The sequence below is a fragment of the Mastigocoleus testarum BC008 genome, from assembly GCF_001456025.1.
In the GTDB taxonomy this organism is placed as follows: domain Bacteria; phylum Cyanobacteriota; class Cyanobacteriia; order Cyanobacteriales; family Nostocaceae; genus Mastigocoleus; species Mastigocoleus testarum.
The window spans coordinates 13929-37313 of the sequence record NZ_LMTZ01000014.1 but is presented as its reverse complement, the minus strand read 5'-3'; the positions used below and the strand labels follow the sequence as shown (position 1 = coordinate 37313).

Below are 23385 nucleotides of genomic sequence, written 5' to 3'. Positions count from 1 at the left end.
GTGGTAAAAAGTACTTTTTTACTCTTTTATTATTGATTTATTTAAGTAATTACCGATTGTGACAGTTAGAGTGCGGAAGATGGGTTGTATTGCTCAAAATAGTGGCTTAAAACAGTTAAATTATTTTATTTATCAAAAATTAAATATGATATCCCTATATCTTCAGTTAATTTACGGTCCACAATCGATATAAACACTATTAATAATAGTTTTTTGTAATCGCTACGATATAAATTATCTATGATATATCTCAGTAATATTTTATTAACTCTTGAACGACCCTGTGGAAAAACTTTGGGTATATTCCTCGAAGAAATACATTTTGACTAAAATTTCATTGCATTCACTTAATATCAGACTATAAATTAATATCCCAATATTCAGCAATTGCCACAAGGTCAAGCTATTCAAAGAATGTGTAATATATAACTTGTTATTTATTCGTACTTGTTTTTGTACTGATATTTACGATCGTTTTTAGTAACAATTTAAAATTTATAGTAGTTTGCGATGGAAATGAATTCAGAAAGGATCAAAATTCCTTTTCCGTTTTGGGAATATCTTCAACAACCAGTATTTAGTCGTCAAAAACATTTTATAATTCATCCTCAACGTTTTGCTTTGATTCATCGGATTGAGTTTCTTAAAAAATGTTGGGCTAAAGAATGTGATGCAAAAGGACCACATTAAAATTAAATTTATAGTTAAAATCATGTAGTTAAAATCATGTCAATGGTGTAAGTAAAAGGTTCAAAAAAATAAACTCTATTGATGAAGTTAAATCAGAAATTATTTAGAACAAACGTTTTGAAATTTGGAGGTGATAAAATAACTTTTCGTTTTTCGGTTTTCTCCAGTCGACTTTCTCTTTTCCCCCGGTAAATTCATTATTTATCTATCTCAAAATTTAATTATCTTGTAATCCTACATAATCTGAATCAGTTGATATCACTAAATACCTGTTCGAACTGTCCTTTAAGTGCATACAGCCGATTTAATTTTAAGTGAGGTAGATCTCACATCTTTAATAATGTAGGAGCAGGGAAAATGTACTTCATTTACTTGTAAAGTCCTGCATCTGACTGTTGTCTGGTAATTGAATTGATTTTATTCATTGTTTAGTCCTGATGATAGGTGCATTTACTAAATCTTTCTCCATGCTTGCTTCGCACCTCGAAACATTGAAGTTTTTTGGAGAAAATCTAAATTAAGATAAACTTATAGCCCTAATCTCCAACATACGCTACTCTGGAAAACACTTGTGGTTTTTGAGTGCCGGGTGAAACAATATGTCCTTTGTTCCTTTACATATTCATAGCGACTATAGTTTACTTGATGGAGCATCCCAATTGCCTAATTTGATAGATAAGGCTATTGGATTAGGAATGGAGGCGATCGCACTCACGGACCACGGTGTAATGTACGGCGCGATCGAGTTAATCAAAACTTGTCGTGGCAAAAATATCAAGCCAATTATTGGCAATGAAATGTATATTATTAACGGCGATATAACGAAACAAGAACGCCGTCCTCGTTACCACCAAGTTGTTTTAGCTAAAAATACTCAGGGCTATAAGAATTTAGTTAAATTAACTACGACTTCTCACCTCAAAGGCGTACAGGGTAGGGGTATTTTTTCCCGACCTTGCATTAATAAAGAATTATTAAAAGAATATCATCAAGATTTGATAGTTACGAGTGCTTGTCTGGGTGGAGAAGTTCCCCAAGCAATTCTTAGTAGTAGACCAGATGCAGCACGTAAAGTTGCAAAATGGTACAAAGATGTTTTTGGTGAAGATTATTATCTAGAAATTCAAGACCATGGTTCTCGGGAAGACCGAGTTGTGAATGTCGAAATCGTTAAAATTGCGAAAGAATTAGATATCAAAGTTATTGCAACCAACGATTCCCATTTTATTTCTTGTTATGACGTAGAAGCTCACGATGCTTTATTGTGCATTCAAACAGGTAAAAAGATTTTTGAAGATAACCGCATGCGTTACAGCGGTACAGAATATCTCAAATCTGCTGAGGAAATGAAACAGCTATTCCGCGATCATTTACCTTCAGATATCATTGAAGAAGCGATAAACAACACGTTGGAAGTAGCGGAGAAAATCGAACCTTACAATATTCTTGGAGAACCGCGCATTCCTCATTTTCCCATTCCTTCAGGACATACTGCCGATACCTACGTCGAAGAAGTTTCTTGGGGAGGTTTACTAGAAAAACTGAATTGCAAACATCGCCAAGAAGTACCTCTTTCTTATAAAGAAAGGTTGGAATACGAGTTGAAAATGATTCAGCGAATGGGATTTTCAACTTATTTTTTGGTGGTGTGGGATTACATTAAATTTGCTCGGGATAGTAGTATCCCTGTTGGTCCGGGTCGCGGTTCGGCTGCAGGTTCGTTGGTAGCTTACACCATGGGTATTACTAATATCGATCCAGTGCATCATGGTTTGCTGTTTGAAAGATTTCTCAACCCGGAACGGAAATCTATGCCTGATATTGATACGGATTTCTGTATCGAACAACGTGACAAAGTTATTGATTATGTTACGCGTACCTACGGAGAGGATAAGGTAGCTCAAATTATTACTTTCAACCGTATGACTTCCAAGGCGGTATTGAAAGATGTGGCAAGGGTGCTCAATATTCCTTACAGCGAATCTGACAAAATGGCAAAAATGATTCCGGTTGCAAGGGGTAAGCCAGCCAAGCTGCAAAAAATGATTTCTGATGATACCCCAGAACCAGAATTTAAAGAAAGATATGATAACGAACCTCATGTTCGTCATTGGATTGATATGGCGATCCGGATTGAGGGGACAAACAAAACTTTTGGCGTTCATGCTGCTGGGGTAGTAATTTCCGCCGACCCCCTAGATGAAATCGTACCGTTACAAAAAAATAATGATGGTTCTGTAATTACTCAGTACTATATGGAAGATTTAGAAGCACTGGGTTTGTTAAAAATGGATTTTCTGGGTCTGAAAAATTTAACTATGATTCAGAAAACTCTTGATTTAATCGAACAAAATCACAATTGTAAAATTGACGCCTACGATATCACTACTCAAGCAAGGAAAGCACAAAAAATTCTAGAAAAAGGCGAACATAAAACCTTACCAAAAGATGTTCAGAAAACTTACAACCTTTTAGAAGCAGGAGAGTTAGAAGGTGTTTTTCAGTTAGAATCTTCAGGGATGCGTCAAATTGTGAGAGATTTGAAGCCTTCTAACATCGAAGATATATCTTCAATTTTGGCACTTTATCGACCGGGACCCTTGGATGCAGGATTAATCCCCCACTTTATTGATCGCAAACACGGTCGCGAAGAAATTGATTACGAACATAAAATCTTAGAACCAATTTTGGATGAGACCTATGGAATTATGGTCTATCAGGAGCAAATTATGAAAATTGCTCAGGATATGGCTGGATATTCCTTGGGACAAGCGGATTTGTTGCGCCGCGCTATGGGTAAAAAGAAACTCAAAGAGATGCAGAAGCATCGAGAAATTTTTATTGATGGTTCGGCAAAAAATGGTGTGAATAAAAAAATTGCCGAGCAGTTATTCGACCAAATGGTGAAGTTTGCCGAATATTGTTTAACCTACGATACAGAAGTTTTAACGGTTGAATATGGTTTTATGCCAATTGGGGCAATTGTGGAAAAAGGTATTGAGTGTAATGTTTATAGTGTTGATAGGAATGGCAATATTTACACCCAACCCATTGCTCAATGGCATAATCGCGGACAACAAGAAGTTTTTGAATATGAGTTAGAAGATGGTTCGACAATTCGGGCGACAAAAGACCATAAATTTATGACAACTGATGGTGAGATGTTGCCAATTGATGAAATTTTTGTTCGGGAATTAGATTTAAAGCAAGTTAAAATCTGATTTTTACAGTATGAAAAAGGCGATCTTAAAAGTTTCCCACAACTTAATCTTTCTGTTGTTTTAGCCTAAATAGATGCGAACAATATTGTTTGTGATTTATTTTACGCTTGTCATTTCATAAATGCGTAGCTAAACTTAAATTTGAAATTATGTAATTGTTCCTATGAGTGTACTTCAATTAAGTATTCGCATTTCGTTAGAAATGGAACTGTGGATAAATCATCATGCAAAAGGAAATCACACCAGTATTAAATTAATTACTTACACTTGATTTTGTTACCTCAGCAGTGTTGATGATGTGCTACTCGGCTGCAGATTTAAGCTTTGTTAAATTTCTAAATCCTGTGATTAATTTTTGAACATTAATTCTCAGCAATTCATTAATAAATGTCAGTCAGCAACAGCAATTCCTCATTCGCTTCAAATTTTTAATTTTTAATATAATTAGCTATAAGAATATGCGTTTATCTGGTGAAGAGCGTAAAAAATTACAATATGCTTTAATTGGTATCGTATGGGTTGGATAAAAATCTAAATGAAATTACCCAAGATGGTAACCTACAAAAAAATACACATGACTTAATAAAATATGCGTGTGCTAATGGCCGGATTGATGATTTAATTAATGGTGCACTCAAAATAAATCCTAGAAATACCTATTTAAGGGAAATTGCTCAAGAATTAAAATATAAACAATCTAAACCAGAACAACTTAAAACAAAACTAGATACACAGAATAACCCAAAAAAAGACTTGCCAAATAGACTTACTTTTTCAGCCTTTATATCTTTAGTTATATTATTAATGATTTTGTGGTTGGGTATAAAAATTCCGTTACCTTCAAAACCTGAATATCCCAAGCCTACTCCAACAACTGAACTTCCAAAACCTACTCTAATACCTGAACCTTTAAAAACTACTCCAATAACTAAACCTCCAGGAACTCAATATATTAGACTCGTCCATAAATTTATAATCCATGCTGTACAAGCATTTCAAAGATTATTCATATGTATTCAATCAACGTAGGAATTAGGGTTTAAGATAGTTGATGATAGTTTAGAGAAAAAAGATAGGATTTTCAAATTTTAAGCATGGATATTATTTCTTATGTTGTAAAAGATTTCAAAGTTATATTCCATAGGCTTTTTTCTATAAAATATAAAATTTTACATTCTATCTTTCTGCAAATTTAATTTATGGACAGGTCTATTATCGACCATATAAAATCTGGCAAACTATTTGTAGTTTATTTTAAGCAAGGTATCAATAATATTGGCACCTTAAAAGCAGGAACATCTTATGAGGTAATTTATGAAAATAGAGGGTTTGTAACTTATGGTCAACGTGTTGGTGAAGAAGATTTCTTTTGCTATATCCCCGGTTATAGTAACGCGAATATAAATAAGAATGAGATATCATTATGGAATGCAATATTCACTTTTGATGAAAATAAAAAAATTTATTATCAGGGAAGAATTATTGGAAATTTAGAACTTGATACTAAATATATTCCAGAATGGTGGGTACAGAAAGATAGGGTATGTAAAAAAAGAGAGAAACATTCACAGTTAAACAATTAGATTCTATGAAAGTAGGAATTCTTCGAGAAGGTAAAGCCAAAACTGATACTAGAGTTGCACTCACACCAAAGCAATGCCGAGATTTACAAGATAAATATCAAAACTTAGAAATATTTGTCCAGCCGAGTCCAGATCGTTGCTTTAGAGACGAAGAATATCAAAGTCAAGGTATTCGGATCGAGGAAAATCTTTCAGAATGCGAACTGTTGTTAGGGGTCAAAGAAGTTCCCATTTCAATGCTGATACCCCAGAAAACCTATCTATTTTTCTCTCACACGATTAAAAAGCAACCATACAACCGCGAGCTTTTACGTTCAATCTTGCAGAAGAAAATTCGCTTGATTGATTATGAATGTCTGCGAAATACAGGCGGTAAACGAGTAATTGCTTTTGGACGCTGGGCTGGAATTGTTGGAGCTCATAATGCCATTCTCACCTGGGGAAGACGTGAGGGAAAGTTTAATCTCAAACCCATGTACAAATGTCATGACTGGGCTGAAGCTCAAACTTATTATCAAAATTTACCTCTTTCTCATATAAAGTTGGTTGTTACTGGAGAAGGTAGGGTTGGTAATGGTGCGACTGAAACTTTAGACTTGATGGGAATCAAAAGGATTTCACCTCAAGAATTTCTCGAGAACAACAAAGCCGAACCTATTTACACACAGCTAGGGGTTAAGGATATGTATCGCCAGGAAGGAGAAACTTCCTTTGATGAGCATCATTATTATCAACATCCCGAACAATACATTTCTTGCTTCCAGCCTTACACCCATACTGCAAATATTATGCTGAATGGTATCTATTGGGATAAACGCATTCCAGTTTTCTTTAGCAAAGAAGATATGAAGCATGAGAATTTTACTATTCGGGTGATTGCCGATGTCACTTGTGATATTGCTCCAGATTCTTCCATCCCTTCGACAATTAGAGCTTCTTCTATTACCGAGCCGATTTATGGTTATGACCCCTTATCATTTCAGGAAGCTGAGCCATTCCAAAATAACTGCATTGATGTCATGGCAGTAGATAATTTACCTAATGAATTACCGAGGGATGCTTCAGAAGATTTTGGTAATCAACTAATCTCAACAGTATGGTCAGAATTAAATCAAAGCGATAGTCGGATGATTTATAAAGGAACAATTGCTTTGAATGGTGAATTAAATAAGCCTTATGAATATCTACAAGATTATGTAAATTAAAGTGTTTATGTAAATCAAAGTTTTATTCTGATTAAATTTGATTCAAAACCAAAAATAAAAACCTCAACAAGTGCAGCTGTGAGAGCAAGCAACTTGCTGGGGCTTTAACCACCTAAGAAGATTTGATATGAGTCTGTAGCAATGATTTCTGAATTAATATCGCTTCACAGATTACCAATGAAAGTAATCTTCCAGCACAAAAAACAGATAGTTATTTTTATTTCTGATTTTTTTATTTCTGGAAATGGTGACGAATTACTTTTTCAATTACTTGAAAAAATTTTTTCTGAGGAAACCTTATTTAGCTACTTAATTATGATAATTCTTTATTCTCGGATTTTTAACCTGAGAAACTCATATAAATCTAATACAAAACATCATGTTTTTATCTTTTGAATTGGTATTAGGTTATATAGCGCTACACGCAAGTAAAAAGTCATTAGCATAGCGTGTCCGTAGGACATAAGCCTAACACGTATGGCTTAAGCGGGTAATATATGTCCTAATGTAGCTTCTTCATAGTGCTATAACCGTAAATATAGCGCTACACGCAAGTTGAAAGTCAAAAGTTTAATAGTCATAAGAAAAGGGCACGACATTGTCGTACCCCTGCCATCAAATTCTTAATAAAATAAACTACAAGCTTGGTGCAAACTGTGGTTTATCTGGTACTTCTGCATACTCAGACACAATTTGTCGAAATTCATCTCCGTCGATAGTTTCTTTCTCGATTAACAAATCCACAACTCGATCCATTAAAGAACGATTATTGCGCATTATGTCGAGCGCTGATTTGTAACACTCATCAACAATTGTGCGAACTTGACTGTCAATACGGGCTGCAATCGACTCAGAATATTCCGAACGAGTCATCCAGTCACGTCCTAAGAAAACTTCTCCTGACTGACTTTCCAAAGAAAGTGGTCCCAAGTCAGACATCCCAAAACGAGTTACCATTTGTCGTGCCATACCTGTTACTTGCTGCAGGTCATTTCCGGCACCAGTAGTAATTTCATCTCTACCAAAAATTACGTCTTCGGCTGCACGACCACCCAAAGCACCTGTAATCCTCGCTTTAAGTTGAGAACGAGTAATTAAACCTGATTCCTCACTGGGGGTAAACCAAGTTAACCCTTGTGCTTGACCGCGAGGAATTAAAGTAACTTTCTGTACTGGGTCGTGGTCCTTAAGTAAAGTACCAACTAAAGCATGTCCTATTTCATGGTAAGCAATTAAGCGTTTACTCTTGCTATCTACCAATGGAGTACCTTCCATCCCAGCGACTACCCGGTCAACCGCATCATCAATTTCTAACAGGGTAATAGCTTCTTTACGACGACGAGCGGTGAGAATGGCTGCTTCATTAAGCAAGTTGGCTAAGTCAGCACCGGTAAATCCTGGAGTCCGACGAGCAATGGTTTCCAAAGAAACGCTTTCGTCAATCTTTTTATTACGAGCATGAACTCTAAGTACTTCCAAGCGTCCTTTAATATCTGGTGCATCCACTGTAACCTGTCTATCAAAACGTCCGGGACGTAATAGTGCTGCATCCAAAACATCGGGACGGTTGGTTGCAGCAATAATAATGATACCGGAATTACCTTCAAAACCATCCATTTCGGTTAATAATTGGTTGAGGGTTTGTTCCCGTTCGTCATTACCACCACCGATACCAGCACCACGCTGTCTTCCAACTGCGTCAATTTCATCGATAAAGATAATACATGGTGCATTATCTTTAGCTTTTTTGAATAGATCGCGAACTCGGGAAGCACCAACACCAACAAACATTTCCACGAATTCAGAACCGGAAATGCTGAAGAAAGGTACGCCTGCTTCACCAGCGATCGCTTTAGCTAATAATGTTTTACCAGTTCCCGGAGGTCCTACTAACAATACGCCTTTGGGAATGCGTGCGCCTACTGCTGTAAATCTTTCTGGTTGCTTGAGGAAGGTAACTACTTCTTGTAGTTCTTCTTTTGCTTCCTCAATGCCTGCAACGTCATCAAATTTTACTCCGGTTTTAGCTTCCATTTGGAAACGCGCTTTGGATTTACCGAAGTTCATTGCTTGACCGGGACCACCGGGCATATTGCTAGAACGACGGAACAAGAAGAATAAACCGGTAATGAGTAAAATTGGGAAAATTAGATTGCCCAATAGTCCCCAAATTGCTCCATCATTGCGCATGGGATGAGCAGCAAAGTTGACTCCTTTCTCCTCAAGCTTCTCAATTAACTCGGGAGCATTAATAGGCAAATCTACCCTAACTCGCTGCAAACGATTATCAAGTTCTGGATCCTTCGTTTGTACAATGGCCGTTCTTCCACCTTCATAAAAATCTACGGTGGATATCTGCTCGGCATCCAGATATTCCAGAAAGCGCCCATAGGTCATACGGGTACTGGCTGTGTTTTTAGTTAAATCAGCTGGAGAACTACTAAAAGCCCCCTGCCAAAAGAAAAAGCCAATTACCAAAGCAGGCAATGTCCAAAGTACTAGGACTCTCCAGGAGAATTTCATTTTAATTTGCCTCTAGATGCTGATACAACTAATCAGCAATAGCACTTGAAGGAATATAGGAATATATTTCCCTGTTACTATGCTGTTAAACGGATGTTTATAATTCCACTTTATTTAATACAACTGTTCCAACTGAACTGTTACAGAGTTTAATATTCCTATAACATGTTCAGAGTTTTAGTAAGAATCTTAATTAAATGTAACTTAATTTTAAGACATTAAACCACTTAGATCCTAATTCTAATTCGATCGTTCTGTGCGAACGTCTTCAAAAAAATACTTATTTATCTCGCTTATTTCTCCGGATACCAAGAAGATTAGCTCTTGCTAAACGCCGTTGTGCGTATTGCAAAATTAAGGAATAGTACTTGAAATTCCTCAGTCTTCATGGTTTAACATTGTCCACTCATATGCTAGCCGTGGGATAGCTTACCATCTATTCGCTTATTATCAAACTGCAAAGATTAGGTCAAAACAGACAGTAAACCGTACATTTTCACGACTGCACCAATCACCACAATAGCTGGAGCTTCAAAACCTACAGTTTTTACTTGTTCCAGAATTGTCCCTAACTCACCAATTAATTCTTCCTGCTCTGGTCGCGTACCCCAACGAATAAGAGCAACGGGAGTATCTAAACTTAATTCAGCATTAATCAATTGTTGAACGATGTGGGGTAAGTTGTGAATCCCCATATAAATCACTATGGTTTCCGAACCACAAGCTATAGCATTCCAATTTATTTCTGGACGATATTTACCGGTTGCCTCATGACCAGTAACAAATGTGACTGAAGAGCTATAAAGTCGATGGGTTAGAGGGATACCAGCATAAGCAGGAGCTGCAATTCCTGAGGTAACACCAGGTACGATTTCCGCTGATACTCCTGCTTCGACTAATGCTTTCATTTCCTCACCACCACGACCAAAAATAAATGGGTCTCCGCCCTTGAGTCTAACCACGATGGCATTTTCTCGGGCTTTATCAATCAACAACTGTGTTGTTTTTTCTTGCGCTTGGGAATGTCTCCCTTTTCGCTTTCCCACATTAATTTTTTCGGCTTGAGGGTTAATCATTGCTAAAATTTGAGGGCTAACTAAGGCATCATGAATAACTACATCTGCACATTCGAGAATACCTTTACCTTTAAGGGTCATCAGTCCTGGATCGCCTGGACCTGCACCTACCAAATAAACTTTTCTCAAGGATTGTTTTCCCTGTGTGACTGAGCCGTTCATCTTTCCATTAAATCCCAAATTAGTTCGATTATTTCTGCACTCGCTCCTAGAGGTTTAGATAGTTGGAAGCTAATCGTAGGGAAATTTAGTTTCAACTTTTCTATCGTTCGAGCAATTGTATCGGTTATTCCGCCTGCAAATAAAAAGTAAGGTACAACATTAATTTTTCTACAACCCATAGAAAATAGATCGGTAACCTGCGATTCCAAACTTGGTGGTGAAGCCCAGTAAGCAGTTACTAAACCTAATTTTGCTGATATTTGTTCGATCAAAATTGTTGCTGACTGACGACGACTACCGTGAGCCAGTAAAATGGTTGCGTCTGCTCGGTTGATACACAATTGATTTGCTACCAACCCTTCTAAACCAGGGTGAGAACCTAAATACGGCTGTAGGTTAATAACAATATCTTCACCAAGTACTGCTTTCGCTTGTGAGACTTCTGTTGGAATATCTTCCATGACATGTATTCCTGGAAGTAGAAACAAAGGTAATATTTGCAAGCAACTACATCCTTTACTAGCTGCATTGCGAGCAAAGTCAATAATTTGCGAGTGCAAAGGTTGTGAAGCAAACTCTAAAGATGCTGTCCCTACAGATAGTTCATGCTTTAGTGTTGATACAACAGAGCTATTTGTATCACGTGCAGGATAACTTCTCAATTTCTGAGATATTTTACCTGCCAGTTGCTGCATTGCACTTTCTGGACGAGGATCGCGGCTTCCGTGATATACCAATAAATATCCCGACGACTGTGGTGTAAATGGATGTTTCACTAATAGTTGGAGATGGACTCGAACGCGTATTTATTTGCGAGTTTCAGCTTCTTTTATATCAAAATTTCAGAATTCTATCCGGTAAGTATAAAATTAATTTGATATTTGTGTTTTGATTCTGACATATAATTTCCACTTTATCTACATCTACATTAATTTAATAAATAAGCATAGCCTTTTTACTCGCAATATTCAGGTATCTGTCCCACTAGTCATGAAACAAATGATACTAATTATTATAGTTTTTATCTAATGAAAACAATTATACTTTTTACCCGTGCAGTAATAAGCTTATTTGTCTATCCAAGATTAATGAAGCTAAGTATATACAATCAAAACTTTTAAAGCAAAATCTCTCTCAAATATTTAACATTCTGACATCTTCTATAGCCTTGAATTAAACACACAAATACTGTTCCAATGGAAAGCTGCTATTAAGCATTGTTTACATGTAAATTAAACAGTAAAAAAAGAAAAATATCTATAATTAGATTTAGTATTTCGACTATAAAAACTATAGAAATCCGAAATTATTCACGAGGAATAAAATCGCTGTTCGCGCACTAGCATGTGGATGAAACCCTTGTAAGTACTTCTTTATTGTCTACATGTTTTCTTAGGTTTCAGTCAGGATTGCTATATTGTTAAATGAATTTACTATGACTTGATGTAAGCAGAAAATAATTAGTTCTTAAGAACTTATTTTAGTGAGTATATTATTCCTAGACAATCCAGCTATCCAAGCTTTTCGGCAATAACTAAATGATAAATATACAATTAAATCTTCTATTCAAAAATTATCTAATGATAAATGTTCTAATAAATTTTGCAATTGCCTAATACTAACTAATCATATTCAAAATTTTGGCAATTATAAAAAATCTTATTTCGGCAATTAGCACTTGTAGTCAGATATGGTTACAGATATGTAAGTACATTAGGAATATTACTATAGCAGCGAATCCCCTTAAGCGCAATTGATTTAATGTCCCACTCAAAAATAATTTTATTTCAATAGAAAGTCACACAAGACAGCCACAACAGTATCTCGTATCAATAGTTACTTTACAACCTTAAGACCTCAGCTATTTTTGTAACTAAAGAAGTTAGTAATTATTCCCTAATACTTTATTAAACCATTGCTAATTAAATGGCAACAAATATAATTGCGATATTTTTTACTGCCGTTGGGCTTTATAGATGTAAAAATTGTTGAATGCTCCAACACTTTCAAACTTATAGCCGGGAATTAAGGACAAAGATTCCAGCTTTAAGTCCGTATGATAAATGCTAAAAATTATAAAATTTTGTCTTTGAGTCGTTCTGGAAATAATTTCTTGAACTTGCGGATTCGCAGAATCTAGTAAATTGTCGCACTGAGAATCAAGTTTAATGGGCAAATTATCCAGAAAATTTTTGGACTTACCGCACACATTATCCTTCAGGTACTTAGTCAAGCGCTGACTAGCATACTTCTCATATGCTGCTTGAGAGGGATTGGTCGTCGCCATAGATAGACCTAACAATGTCAATCCAACGACTGCGGTACCAGCAATAATCTTTAAAAGTTTCATTTTTTCCAGTTTTCAGGTTTTGGATATTTTTAATCTCTAGTTATCACGTCTTTGCCTTGGCTATCAAGCTTAGAAGTTTAAGCTTGGGAATTTCAGCTTGGGATTCAAGCTTCAGATCTCAAATTTTAGATATTTGATTCTATAATTCAACTTATTTTAGCGATTCTGAGAAAAACTATGGATCAATTTTGCGAAAGTATGTTACTATCTATAGTGCGTTCAGATATGGCGGGCGTAGCCAAGTGGTTAAGGCAGAGGTTTGTGGTACCTCCATTCGTGGGTTCGAGTCCCATCGTCCGCCCTTAATTTTGTAAATTCGTTTGACATCGTGAAAAGCTGATAACATTTAAAACGTAAAGCAGTGAAGCAACTGACAGATGATAACCTAGGAGTAAACTGTCGTCTAGTATGCTTCATATCATTCTTATTTTTTTATATTCTCCCTTTAATATATTAGATGTCGCTGTAAGTGTTCAGGTATCTCCGAAAGTCAATTGAAGATACATGTTTATCTGTATTTTTTAGAGGATATTAAATTCGTAGTATGTCAGTGCTACCTGATGGGTGTGTTATCCGCCAAGCAACACCTTCTGATATTTGGTCAATTAGATTTTTAGTATTGAGGGCTAAACTCGATCCTACTCAAATTCGATGGCAACAGTTTTGGGTGATTGAATGTTCCGGGGATATCGTTGCATGTGGGCAATTACGAGACTATTCCGGAGTCAAAGAGTTAGGAAGCTTATTTGTGGTACCTGCTTGGAGGAGACGCGGTTTGGGAAGCATTTTAACCCAACACTTAATCTCATCCTGCGATCAACCGTTGTACTTAGAATGTTTGGGACAACGACTAGCAAACTTTTACAGTCATTTTGGTTTTTACCCTGTGACTTGGAAAGAATTACCGCGGTCGCTCCAAAGAAAATTTCGCGTTTCTCAGCTAGCAAAAACTTTGAGAATTGTCCCTGTAGTATTCATGCACTACCGAGAAAGTTAGGAGACATTCTGAATTTATTTTTTCATGTAGGATTCAGAACACTTCAACGAAAATACTTTTCAAAATAAATAATTAAATCACTGTAACAGTGTGTTGCGTAAGTCTGTTCGAGACAGATTAATTTATTATTTTTTTGCATATTACTTATTTTGCCGTATTAGAAATTGGTATTATATTTTTTTGGATAATTTGAAGTTTTATTTAATACGTTAATTACAATAAAAAGAAGTATTTTACTCATGATTTAGTAAAGCTAGGTATCAAGTAATTAACTTTCTTGAAGAAACAGCATGTTTTATGGCGCGAACTTTATATTTCGCTTATAACCTGGAAGTGTGGGTGGCTACTAAGCGGTTCATCAAAATATTACTTAATAAAAATCGAGGCTAACATGATTAATTGTCCTTGTTGTTCTGATAATATGCTACGGCACATTCGTGGGAACCAAGTCTATTTGTTTTGTCCTAGTTGCTGGCAGGAAATGCCAAACTGGATTGCTCAAAAAGATTGTTCATTGCCAATTAATCAGATGGTCGAATTAGTTATTAATCAACAAAAAAGAAAATTAGCTAATGTTTAAAAACTAAATATTCGTTGCATATTCATATTAATGGAGAAATTCATTAATTACCCTTCTTTTGTCGCAAGAGAAGGGTTTATTATTATAGGTGGTTATTAATTGTTAACTGGTAATTAGTGGTTGTTAATTGGTCGTGAGTAATAAATCAATAGGATTTAATTCGTCGATACTTTGTTAGTAAAGTAATACAACAGAAAAAAATAAATGTCGTATTTGATTTAAATCCATATACAGCATGTGTAAGTTAACTGATATTACAATACCTGTTTACCTTTATTTGTGTGTCTTTAATTGATACTTATTATTCCTTTGAATTATATGTGCTGAGTTGTATTTTTTACTATACATAGTGGCCATAAGATATAAAGCTAAAATGTCCTATTGACTCTTGAAATTAATTTAAGCCTTGTACGAATTGAATACTACCTGAAAAGTAATTAAATCAGGGATTTCTATGAGCTTTACTATATCTTTTTGATTTTTATTTATTCTCTCCAAAAGAATATTTATTTTGGTATTACAGAATATATCTACAGCAAAAATTAATTTTTTTATTAAAAAAACAATAAAAATTCTACTGATTATGTAATTTTTTTCTGGTATTCAATTAATTATGAAGAATAATATAATACTAGAGTCAGTAGTTATCCTTATTTCAATTAACTATTTTTCCAGGGCATTTCAAATCGGATCAAAAGTTGAATATTATACTGCTGCATTTTGTGGGTTATCAGAAAAACAAGAGAAGATATTCTTACCAACTTAAATATTTTTTTGCTGCTGATGATATTTTATTGACAGTTTATTATCTCGCGGGCAAATCTTGTTGTAGTATGCATTTATCTCTAAAAACAACCAATATTTTCATTTGATTATTAAGCCTATAATTATGCGTAATTCTAATATTATCAGCCAAAATTTTATGGCTATATTGGAATCTTTAACACTTCCAACTGAAATCAAAAAATGGGTTCCTTTTAAAGATTATGCTAAGAATTACGTAGCCAAATTTGTCCAATCTTCACAGAAAGGTTTACCATCTTGGGACCCTTGGATTTTTAAAGATGATGATATATATCGGCTATTTTATTTGGCGGGTACGCCTGAAGTTAATTCAATGTGTTGGTGGGAAAACAGTAGGATACATGGAGCTATTTCTCACAATTTAAAAGATTGGCAAGACCTGGGAGTAATCCTAGAGCCTGAACCTTCTAACTCATGGGAATCTGGTAGATTATTTACTGGTTATACATATAAAGAAAACGGCGTTTACTATCTTTTTTATTCAGGTGCTGGTAAGGGTTGGCCCCATTTAATGCATGAAGGAATCGGTTTAGCGAAGTCTACAGATAGTTTGCATTGGGAGCGTTATTCAAACGGTTATTTAAATCCAAAATGGGTTGAAAAAGTAGATGGTAATATCACTGATTCATCAATTCATTGGTATGTTGCAGATGAAATTGCAGGACCATATAAACCTGTAAGTTCTCATCCGATTATTCCAAGTAGTATGCGAACAGGATTGTATGCATCACATTTTTTACCAATGTCTGATAATTTGAATGAGTTACTTTTGTATGGTTGGTATTTTCGTTTTTCGACTTTGGAGGTTTCTCCCAATTTTCGCGTGAAGTGGGAAGGAGATAATATTCAGATTGCTTGATGGTAAATAATGCGATCACCATTGAAATGGCGCGTGCCGATCAAGATGATTTAAAAATATTTACTTTTGGGTAATAATGCATTGTTGAAGAGATTTGACAGTGCGTTAATTTTTTTATTTTTATTTGCTGTAATTGACTGGTAAACCCCCTCCTAGCCTCCCCCGAGGGAGGAATTTATGAGATTAACTTGTCCCGAGGGAGGAATTTATGAGATTAACTTGTCCCGAGGGAGGAATTTATGAGATTAACTTGTCCCGAGGGAGGAATTTATGAGATTAACTTGTCCCGAGGGAGGAATTTATGAAATAACCTTATTCAAAAGGGGCATTTTGCCAATCAAAATAATAATTAAAACAAATATTACATCTCGATATACATTTATCGATGCTTAATTCACTCGAAGTTTTATTTATTAAAACGGAGAGAGAGGGATTCGAACCCTCGTTGAAGTTGCCCCCAAACAGCATTTCCAGTGCTGCGCCTTCAACCACTCGGCCATCTCTCCAGGCTCACAAGGTCCAATTGTAGGATGAAATTGCAAAAAATGCAATGATTAGATAGTAAATAAAAAATATTGCCCAAAATTGACTACTTTAAAAATGTCCCAGACACACAAAATTCAAATCCGCGATCGCGCTAAAGGTACCGAACATACCATAGAAGTCCCTGAAGACCGCTATATTCTCCATACTGCTGAAGGACAAGGAAAAGAATTACCATTTTCCTGTCGTAATGGCGCTTGTACAACCTGCGCCGTAAGAGTTATTTCTGGAGAAATTTACCAACCTGAAGCGGTAGGACTATCCCCAGAATTACGCAAACAGGGTTACGCTCTACTGTGTGTCAGCTATGCTCGTTCTGACCTGAAGGTTGAAACACAAGATGAAGATGAAGTTTACGAACTTCAATTTGGACGTTACTTTGGCAAAGGTAAGGTAAAAGCTGGTTTACCATTGGATGAAGATTAGTTGGGTAGCAGAAAATGAAGATTAGGGAATGGGGAACAATAAACTACATTGATGTTTGATTTATTTTCGTTGCAATACCAGAAATATCGTAGAGGCGTAGAATTTGTAAAATTTAACGTCTCTACTTTAAAGATTAAATTTTACTTTTTGCTTGTTATCTGTTTCTTAATTTTCTTGCTGGTGGGTTGTCAACCAAAGGATGCAAATTCCAAGACAATTCAGCCACAGGTAAAAATAGTGGGAGTTCCTTCTGGGAATACTCTTAATGCAATTGCTATAGGTTCCCAATCTAATTTAAATTCTCAGGTACGATTAATTGGTATTGATGCACCGGATAGACGACAACGTCCTTGGGGTGAGGATTCATCTCGAAGGTTACGAGAACTAATTGGAGATAAACCTGTCAAGTTGGAATTCGATCTCAAAGAAAAAGATCGGTTTGGAAGAATGCTGGCTTATGCATGGCAAGATAAAATCCTTTTGAATGAAGAACTAGTTAAGGAAGGTTACGCCCTATTTGTTCCCCGCTCCCCCAACCACAAATACGATTTACGTCTAGAACGCGCCCAACAATATGCAAGACTTATGGGTAAGGGGATTTGGAATCCAGAAAAACCTATGCGTCTCACTCCTGGTGAATTTCGTCGGATATATCGGTGAAGTTTGGGGATTGGGGATTGGGGATTGGGGATAGCACTGCGTGCCGCCGCAAGCGGCATATGGCGACTGGGGAGAAATAATGAGTAATGAGTGATAATTACTTATGCAAAATTATTTATATATTTACTGCCGAGTTATACAAGCTGTTTCCCGTTCCCTGTTCCCTACCTCAAAGAATGTTTAATTAATTTTGCATGACTACTTAAAGTAATAAGTAATGAACGAATTACAGATTTTTCTTGATGTTGCGACGGAAATGGCGTTGGCTGCTGGTGCAGTTTTACTGGATTATGTCGGTAAGTTAGAAGATTCTATTACGGAAAAGGGTCGTCCTGGAGATCTGGTTACTATTGCGGATAAAGCTTCTGAAGCTCTAATTTTAGATTCTTTACAGCGTCACTTCCCCGAACATGCAATTCTTTCGGAAGAGTCGGGCGCTTTGGGGAATAGCAACAATAAATATCTTTGGGCGGTGGATCCTCTAGATGGTACGACTAATTACGCCCATCAATACCCGATGTTTGCAGTTTCTATCGGTTTGTTAATTGATGGGGAACCTGCTGTCGGAGTAATTTACGATCCTTCCCGCAATGAATTATTTCGAGCTGGAAAAGGCTTGGGTGCAACTCTTAACCGTCAGCCAATTAAAGTTTCCCAAATTTCGGAGTTGAGTAAAAGTCTACTAGTTACGGGATTTGCTTACGACCGACGTGAGACTTCAGACAACAACTACGCAGAATTTTGTCATTTAACCCATTTAACCCAAGGTGTGCGACGCGGCGGTTCTGCATCGTTAGATTTAGCACATGTTGCCTGTGGAAGATTAGATGGTTATTGGGAAAGGGGTCTTTCTCCTTGGGATATTGTCGCTGGTATAGTTATTGCCCGAGAAGCCGGTGCTAAAGTAACTGCCTATGATGGTTCTCCAATCATTTTAGAAAGTGGAAGAATTCTCGCAACTAATGGTTATATTCATAACTCTTTAAGTCAAGCCCTAAAAACAGTACCACCCCTTGCTTCTTGGCAGTAGTTTATATGTCACTTATCTTACATTTTGTTGAAATGAGAGTAAACTAGACAAAATCTATCGGCTACGATAACTGCAAAAATGTCTTTTAGAATAGAACGTGGGTTATTCAAATACGATTTGACCGATCACCATGCTGTTTTAGGCATTCCTGTGGATGCGGATCCCAAGGAAATTCGTAAGCGTTACCTCAAAATTGCGCGACGCTTGCACCCCGATCGCTGTGCTTCTGGTAGCGCGGTAGAAAAACAATTGGCTAGTGATTTACTCTCAAAATTAGTTAATCCGGCATACGAACAGCTTTCTCAGGAACGTTCTCGTGCTGAGTATGTTGCCATACTGATGCAAATGGGTAGACGCTTAATTCAAGAATCTGCTTCTGTAGAACTGTATACTGATGGGGCTAGACAATTGGCTAGCGCTCCTAATATCAACCATCTTTATCAAAGTGCGATCGCAAATATGGCAGTAGCCCAGTACGATTCGTTACAGCAAGTTTTAGAAAATATTGCCCAAATTAGTGAATTAAATGTGGTTTATTTGATGCGCAATGGTGGGAAAAATTTTTCGCCATCTCCACCAAATACAGCATCACCTCAGACTCACGGTAGTACTTCATCTTCCCCACTTACATCTCCATCGCCGAAAAATTCAACCAAAAATTCACCATCAACACCTTCACCAGAAATTTCAGCTACTGGTCAGTATATTCGCCGCGCTCAAGAGCTGATTAATAAAAACCAACTGGCATTAGCCAGGGTAGAATTACAAGATGCTCTGAAATTAGAACCAAACAATAGCTGTTGTCATAGCTTGCTTGGAGTGGTCTATTTAAAGCAAAATCAAATCAAGATGGCTAAAGTCCATTTTGACCGGACCCTACAATTGGACCCCAAAGACGAACAAGCGTTAGCGGGAAAACGTAAAATTGAACAGATTTTAGGTCAAAAACCCGGTAGTGCTAAGTCTGCGGCGAAGCTAAATACCGGGACAAAACAACCAAATAAATCTGGAGGGAACGGTTTGTTTGGCGGTTTGTTTGGTGGAAAGAAAAAATAAAATGGTGTATCAACCTCCGGCGGGAGCTAGGGATCTATTACCCTTAGATGTAACTCAAAAAACCTGGATCGAAGAACGAATACAGCAGGTATTTCACCGTTGGGGATATCACAAGATTATTACCTCGACCTTGGAACGTATGGATACCCTAATGGCGAAGGGAGCTATTGGGCGTTCAGCTGTAATTCAATTGCAAAGTGATGAAAACGAAGAATTGGGTTTGCGTCCAGAACTGACAGCTTCCATTGCTCGGACGGCGGTTACAAGAATGGCTGGGGTGAACTACCCTCAGCGTCTGTACTATAACGCCAATGTCTTTCAGCGCAGCGGCGAGCTCAGACATAATCGCCAACAGGAGTTTTATCAAGCTGGGGTGGAACTCTTGGGTGGAGGTGGTTTACTCGCTGATGCCGAAATATTACTTTTACTTGCAGACTGTTTGGAAGCTGTAGGTTTAAAAAGTTGGCATTTAATATTGGGAGAAGCGGGTATTACAGGCTCGCTTCTTTCTGCTTTTCCTGAAGATTTACAACCTGAAGTTCGTAGTGCGATCGCGAATTTGGATCGTATCACTATCGATAATTTACCTTTGAGCGACGAACTGCGAGAACGAGCAAGAATTTTGCTAGATTTGCGGGGAGATCCAAAGGAGGTTTTGCAACAAGTTAGTAAGTTAGATTTGGACGAACCGCAGCAATTAGCGGTGAATAATTTACAGTCTCTTGTTGATTTATTGGGATCCCAAGGAAATTTTTCATTAATCCTCGATCTGAGTTTAATTCAAACCATTGATTATTATACGGGTATTGTTTTTCAAGTTATTGGCAATACTGAATTTCAGTCACAGGTTTTAGGTCGTGGTGGTCGCTACGATCGATTAATGGGGCTGTATCATCCCCAGAAAGAAGATATTCCTGGTATCGGTTTTTCAGTATTTATTGAAGATTTACATCAATTATTGCTTTCGAGTCAGCAGTTACCGCAGAATATCCCCCCAAGTCATTGGCTGGTGGTACCTCAATCCCCCCAAGCTTATGCTGCGGCTCTTGCTTATGCAGAAAAACTGCGAAGCTCAACCCATTTAGTGAGGGTAGAAATCCAATTAGAAGAAAAGGATGCTGAATATATTCGAGAATATGCTAACAGTCATGATATTGCTCAAATTGCTTGGGTAAAATCTGATGGTTCGTCCCCCACGATCGAGTCACTTAAATAAATCAGTTAATGCGCTATCGCGCACGCTGCGCTAACAGTTATCAGTTATCAGTTAACTGGTCATGATATGGTTAAAGTCATGTAACACCTGTAGCTGAACTTTACGCGAACACTGGCGACTGTTACCTGTATGGCTAACCCCACGCTGAGACCGTGCTGCGCGAACGCTAACACTGATAACTGTTAACTGTTCACTGTTCACTGATAACTGTCCACTGTCAAACACACTCCGCCTGAAGGTGTAAATACAATTCCTCTACGTACAGCTTTCACGGGTTGTTTCTGTGCAAGTTTAAGGGAATATTTTGATAGTATAGTTACGAGTGCGAGTTTCATTTCGAATATCGCAAATGCTGAACCCAAACACCTACGACTACCACCACCAAAAGGTAAATATTCGTAGGGAGAAAACTTTCTTTCCAAAAATCTTTCTGGTTTAAATTTCTTTGGTTCGGGATAAATATCTGAGTTGTGATGGGTTAAATAAATACATGGTGCTAATGGTGTTCCCGGAGAGAATTCATAACCCATTAATTCCATCGGCGCTTGTAAAATTCGTACTAAAGTAAAGAAAGCAATCGGGTAAATTCGCAGAGTTTCCGAACAAACTGCATTTAGATAAGGTAATCCCATTATTTCCATTGCATCTATGTTTTCAGCATCAATGGAACTTAATTCTTGCAGTAATTTTTCCTTTACTTCCGGAAGGTAGTGAATCCAATATAGAGCCCAAGTTAACGCATTTGCAGTTGTTTCATGTCCAGCAAATAGCATTGTCATTAATTCGTCGCGTAGTTCCTCATCTGTCATTCCTTCGCCATTTTCATCTCGTGCTGACAATAATAAACTTAAAATATCTTCACCGGTATGTTCTTTTTGAGCGCGTCGTTCGCTAATTTCTTGATAAAGTAATTTATCTAATAATTCTCGTTTTTGAATAAATCTTCCCCAAGGAGTTAAAAATCCTAGATTTTTCTGTAGTGGTTTAAAAAATAAAAAACTTGCATTTACAGGATTGTCAAACATATCTAACATCCCAATTAGAGCATGTTCAATTTGTTGATATCTTTTACCTTTCTTAAGCCCAAAAATGGTACGAAGAATGACATTCAAGGAAATTTCTTGCATTAAAGGACGGGCAATAAATTTTTCTCCTACAGTTAATTTTTCCGTTGCTTCGCGAGTAATTTCACGAATGGTTGTTCCATAAGCCTTCATTCTTTCCCCATGAAAAGGAGGCATTAATAATTTACGCTTTTGTAGGTGGCGATCGCCATCCATTAATAATAAAGAAAGATCGCCAACAATTGGCTGGATCATTTGGTTTCCTAATCCAGATTGGAACATAGAAGCATCGGCAGTAAAAATTTGCTGGATTGCTTGGGGATTACTAATAATTACTTGGGGTGGAAGTCCTGCAAATTGAGGTGTGACAAATATATCTCCGTAGCGTTTTTGCATGGTATTAAAGTAACTAACTGGTTTGGTTACACCCCAAATAGTTTGATACCATATTGATTCGTGTGGTCCTGGGAGGCTTTTGATTGGATTTTGAATTGTAGAGCTTGATGTTGTTGTAGTCATGATTTTTGTAGTTGAACTATTTGTTTAGAGATTTAAAATATAGAGAAAGTAGTAATAGCAATCGTTTTTAAGAATATTAGATTTTTATTTCTGAGAGTCCTAGTCGAGATTGAATTTGGTGAAGTGGTTCTTTCCAATGCTCTTCAAAGCGATAACCTAATAAAAATTCTGCTTTCTCTCCTAATTCTCGACCTTTTTTGAGGTTAGAAAGAATCGCTTTGGTTTGTTGGGGAGCAAGGATAGGATAAATTAATTTTGCAAGTCTGAGGCTAATTCTTTGTGATTTACTATAGTTTTGGGCTACTGCAAAACTTAGAACGCCAATTTCTCCAGCATAGCTAGTATCAAAGTCTAGTAATACATGAAAAATATCGTGAGTAATCACATATCGCAAAGCAAATACATTACGCTTCGCAACTTCTGATAATTCTGGGCTGATATTTAAGGGTTTAAGATGATTTAATTTCATATGTTCGGCGTATTGTCTCCCAAAACTTCCAGGAGGATACTGAATTAATTCATCTAAATTTATTTTGGGATAATATCCCACAACATTCGTTAATTTATCAGCGATTTCTGGTGAAGCTTTAGCTCCTAAAATATCAGCTTTAAGAATTGCAAAATCGCCATAGTTTTCTGATTTAGTGTAAGATATCGCAGTTTGGATTTGTTTAATTTTATTTATTCGCATGGGCTTTTTTGAATAAACTTCCCAAACACAAACATATAGTACCTCGCTTTGCTAACAGGAGTCAGGAGACAGAAGTCAGGAGTAGAATCCGCTTTATAAATAACTGACTTTCATTTTTTGAACCGTACCT

At 36.7% G+C, this 23385-nt stretch carries 18 protein-coding genes and 2 tRNA genes; 13 read left to right on the top strand and 7 right to left on the bottom strand.

What is annotated here, in order from left to right:
• The first annotated feature begins 516 nt into the window (after nucleotides 1-516).
• From BC008_RS50290 to BC008_RS04170, 5 genes are all read left to right on the top strand, one after another.
• The gene (locus BC008_RS50290; RefSeq protein WP_201026078.1) at nucleotides 517-690 is read left to right on the top strand and encodes a hypothetical protein; all 174 of its coding nucleotides are present in this window, start codon (nucleotides 517-519) and stop codon (nucleotides 688-690) included.
• Nucleotides 691-1289: 599 nt separating this feature from the next.
• Complete coding sequence (locus BC008_RS04185) at nucleotides 1290-3911, top strand: trans-splicing intein-formed DNA polymerase III subunit alpha N-terminal partner DnaE-N (protein WP_027846521.1); 2622 nt, start codon at nucleotides 1290-1292, stop codon at nucleotides 3909-3911.
• 504 nt (nucleotides 3912-4415) lie between these two features.
• Nucleotides 4416-4940: an effector-associated domain EAD1-containing protein gene (locus BC008_RS04180; RefSeq protein WP_027846520.1), complete on the top strand. Its 525-nt coding sequence runs from the start codon at nucleotides 4416-4418 to the stop codon at nucleotides 4938-4940.
• Nucleotides 4941-5110: 170 nt separating this feature from the next.
• Entirely contained in the window at nucleotides 5111-5494 is a 384-nt protein-coding gene (locus tag BC008_RS04175; protein WP_027845282.1) for a hypothetical protein, read from the top strand.
• 5 nt (nucleotides 5495-5499) lie between these two features.
• Complete coding sequence (locus BC008_RS04170) at nucleotides 5500-6699, top strand: NAD(P)-dependent oxidoreductase (RefSeq protein ID WP_027845283.1); 1200 nt, start codon at nucleotides 5500-5502, stop codon at nucleotides 6697-6699.
• Nucleotides 6700-7335: 636 nt separating this feature from the next.
• Here BC008_RS04170 and ftsH2 read toward each other — a convergent pair.
• From ftsH2 to BC008_RS04145, 4 genes are all read right to left on the bottom strand, one after another.
• A complete protein-coding gene (gene ftsH2 / locus BC008_RS04160) occupies nucleotides 7336-9222 on the bottom strand; it encodes an ATP-dependent zinc metalloprotease FtsH2 (RefSeq protein ID WP_027845285.1) in 1887 nt (628 codons plus the stop codon).
• A 464-nt stretch (nucleotides 9223-9686) separates the two neighbouring features.
• A complete protein-coding gene (cobA, locus tag BC008_RS04155) occupies nucleotides 9687-10460 on the bottom strand; it encodes a uroporphyrinogen-III C-methyltransferase (RefSeq protein ID WP_027845286.1) in 774 nt (257 codons plus the stop codon).
• Nucleotides 10457-11155 carry a sirohydrochlorin chelatase gene (locus BC008_RS04150; RefSeq protein ID WP_058183199.1) on the bottom strand — a complete coding sequence of 233 codons (699 nt, stop codon included), beginning with the start codon at nucleotides 11153-11155 and terminating at the stop codon, nucleotides 10457-10459. Before BC008_RS04150 ends, cobA begins: the two co-directional genes overlap by 4 nt.
• 1259 nt (nucleotides 11156-12414) lie before the next feature.
• Nucleotides 12415-12810 carry a DUF4359 domain-containing protein gene (locus tag BC008_RS04145; RefSeq protein ID WP_027845288.1) on the bottom strand — a complete coding sequence of 132 codons (396 nt, stop codon included), beginning with the start codon at nucleotides 12808-12810 and terminating at the stop codon, nucleotides 12415-12417.
• Nucleotides 12811-13038: 228 nt separating this feature from the next.
• On the opposite strand from BC008_RS04145, the gene BC008_RS04140 reads away from it, so the two are divergent.
• The 3 genes from BC008_RS04140 (at nucleotide 13039) to BC008_RS04130 (ending at nucleotide 16050) form a co-directional block, all read left to right on the top strand.
• Nucleotides 13039-13111: transfer RNA gene (locus BC008_RS04140), tRNA-His, on the top strand.
• 243 nt (nucleotides 13112-13354) lie between these two features.
• Complete coding sequence (locus BC008_RS04135) at nucleotides 13355-13807, top strand: GNAT family N-acetyltransferase (RefSeq protein ID WP_407657019.1); 453 nt, start codon at nucleotides 13355-13357, stop codon at nucleotides 13805-13807.
• Between the two features lie 1469 nt (nucleotides 13808-15276).
• On the top strand, nucleotides 15277-16050 hold the full coding sequence (locus BC008_RS04130; protein ID WP_058183192.1) for a glycoside hydrolase family protein: 774 nt from the start codon (nucleotides 15277-15279) through the stop codon (nucleotides 16048-16050).
• Nucleotides 16051-16469: 419 nt separating this feature from the next.
• Here BC008_RS04130 and BC008_RS04125 read toward each other — a convergent pair.
• Nucleotides 16470-16556: transfer RNA gene (locus BC008_RS04125), tRNA-Ser, on the bottom strand.
• A 94-nt stretch (nucleotides 16557-16650) separates the two neighbouring features.
• On the opposite strand from BC008_RS04125, the gene BC008_RS04120 reads away from it, so the two are divergent.
• The 5 genes from BC008_RS04120 to BC008_RS04100 all read left to right on the top strand — a co-directional run bounded on the left by BC008_RS04120 (nucleotide 16651) and on the right by BC008_RS04100 (nucleotide 20981).
• Nucleotides 16651-17019, top strand: a complete 369-nt coding sequence (locus tag BC008_RS04120; RefSeq protein WP_027847047.1) for a 2Fe-2S iron-sulfur cluster-binding protein — start codon at nucleotides 16651-16653, stop codon at nucleotides 17017-17019.
• A gap of 51 nt (nucleotides 17020-17070) precedes the next feature.
• Complete coding sequence (locus BC008_RS04115) at nucleotides 17071-17679, top strand: thermonuclease family protein (protein WP_082650478.1); 609 nt, start codon at nucleotides 17071-17073, stop codon at nucleotides 17677-17679.
• Between the two features lie 217 nt (nucleotides 17680-17896).
• Nucleotides 17897-18709 (top strand): inositol monophosphatase family protein, encoded by an 813-nt coding sequence (locus BC008_RS04110; RefSeq protein WP_027845578.1) that lies wholly within the window; start codon nucleotides 17897-17899, stop codon nucleotides 18707-18709.
• A gap of 78 nt (nucleotides 18710-18787) precedes the next feature.
• Entirely contained in the window at nucleotides 18788-19765 is a 978-nt protein-coding gene (locus tag BC008_RS04105; protein WP_027845579.1) for a J domain-containing protein, read from the top strand.
• Between the two features lies 1 nt (nucleotide 19766).
• On the top strand, nucleotides 19767-20981 hold the full coding sequence (locus BC008_RS04100; RefSeq protein ID WP_027845580.1) for an ATP phosphoribosyltransferase regulatory subunit: 1215 nt from the start codon (nucleotides 19767-19769) through the stop codon (nucleotides 20979-20981).
• Between the two features lie 197 nt (nucleotides 20982-21178).
• Here the strand turns inward: BC008_RS04100 and BC008_RS04095 are convergent, their stop codons facing one another.
• Together BC008_RS04095 and BC008_RS04090 are read right to left on the bottom strand one after the other, a co-directional pair.
• A complete protein-coding gene (locus BC008_RS04095) occupies nucleotides 21179-22564 on the bottom strand; it encodes a cytochrome P450 (RefSeq protein ID WP_036267393.1) in 1386 nt (461 codons plus the stop codon).
• 76 nt (nucleotides 22565-22640) lie between these two features.
• Nucleotides 22641-23255 carry a Coq4 family protein gene (locus tag BC008_RS04090; protein WP_027845582.1) on the bottom strand — a complete coding sequence of 205 codons (615 nt, stop codon included), beginning with the start codon at nucleotides 23253-23255 and terminating at the stop codon, nucleotides 22641-22643.
• Between the last annotated feature and the right edge of the window lie 130 nt (nucleotides 23256-23385).

What these genes read in the sequence shown, in the direction of transcription:
- BC008_RS50290 (WP_201026078.1), top strand. Translation starts at nt 517, where the DNA reads ATGAATTCAGAAAGGATCAAAATTCCTTTTCCGTTTTGGGAATATCTT.
- BC008_RS04185 (WP_027846521.1), top strand. Translation starts at nt 1,290, where the DNA reads ATGTCCTTTGTTCCTTTACATATTCATAGCGACTATAGTTTACTTGAT.
- BC008_RS04175 (WP_027845282.1), top strand. Translation starts at nt 5,111, where the DNA reads ATGGACAGGTCTATTATCGACCATATAAAATCTGGCAAACTATTTGTA.
- BC008_RS04170 (WP_027845283.1), top strand. Translation starts at nt 5,500, where the DNA reads ATGAAAGTAGGAATTCTTCGAGAAGGTAAAGCCAAAACTGATACTAGA.
- ftsH2 (WP_027845285.1), bottom strand. Translation starts at nt 9,222, where the DNA reads ATGAAATTCTCCTGGAGAGTCCTAGTACTTTGGACATTGCCTGCTTTG.
- cobA (WP_027845286.1), bottom strand. Translation starts at nt 10,460, where the DNA reads ATGAACGGCTCAGTCACACAGGGAAAACAATCCTTGAGAAAAGTTTAT.
- BC008_RS04150 (WP_058183199.1), bottom strand. Translation starts at nt 11,155, where the DNA reads ATGCAGCAACTGGCAGGTAAAATATCTCAGAAATTGAGAAGTTATCCT.
- BC008_RS04145 (WP_027845288.1), bottom strand. Translation starts at nt 12,810, where the DNA reads ATGAAACTTTTAAAGATTATTGCTGGTACCGCAGTCGTTGGATTGACA.
- BC008_RS04135 (WP_407657019.1), top strand. Translation starts at nt 13,355, where the DNA reads ATGTCAGTGCTACCTGATGGGTGTGTTATCCGCCAAGCAACACCTTCT.
- BC008_RS04130 (WP_058183192.1), top strand. Translation starts at nt 15,277, where the DNA reads ATGCGTAATTCTAATATTATCAGCCAAAATTTTATGGCTATATTGGAA.
- BC008_RS04120 (WP_027847047.1), top strand. Translation starts at nt 16,651, where the DNA reads ATGTCCCAGACACACAAAATTCAAATCCGCGATCGCGCTAAAGGTACC.
- BC008_RS04115 (WP_082650478.1), top strand. Translation starts at nt 17,071, where the DNA reads ATGTTTGATTTATTTTCGTTGCAATACCAGAAATATCGTAGAGGCGTA.
- BC008_RS04110 (WP_027845578.1), top strand. Translation starts at nt 17,897, where the DNA reads ATGAACGAATTACAGATTTTTCTTGATGTTGCGACGGAAATGGCGTTG.
- BC008_RS04105 (WP_027845579.1), top strand. Translation starts at nt 18,788, where the DNA reads ATGTCTTTTAGAATAGAACGTGGGTTATTCAAATACGATTTGACCGAT.
- BC008_RS04100 (WP_027845580.1), top strand. Translation starts at nt 19,767, where the DNA reads ATGGTGTATCAACCTCCGGCGGGAGCTAGGGATCTATTACCCTTAGAT.
- BC008_RS04095 (WP_036267393.1), bottom strand. Translation starts at nt 22,564, where the DNA reads ATGACTACAACAACATCAAGCTCTACAATTCAAAATCCAATCAAAAGC.
- BC008_RS04090 (WP_027845582.1), bottom strand. Translation starts at nt 23,255, where the DNA reads ATGCGAATAAATAAAATTAAACAAATCCAAACTGCGATATCTTACACT.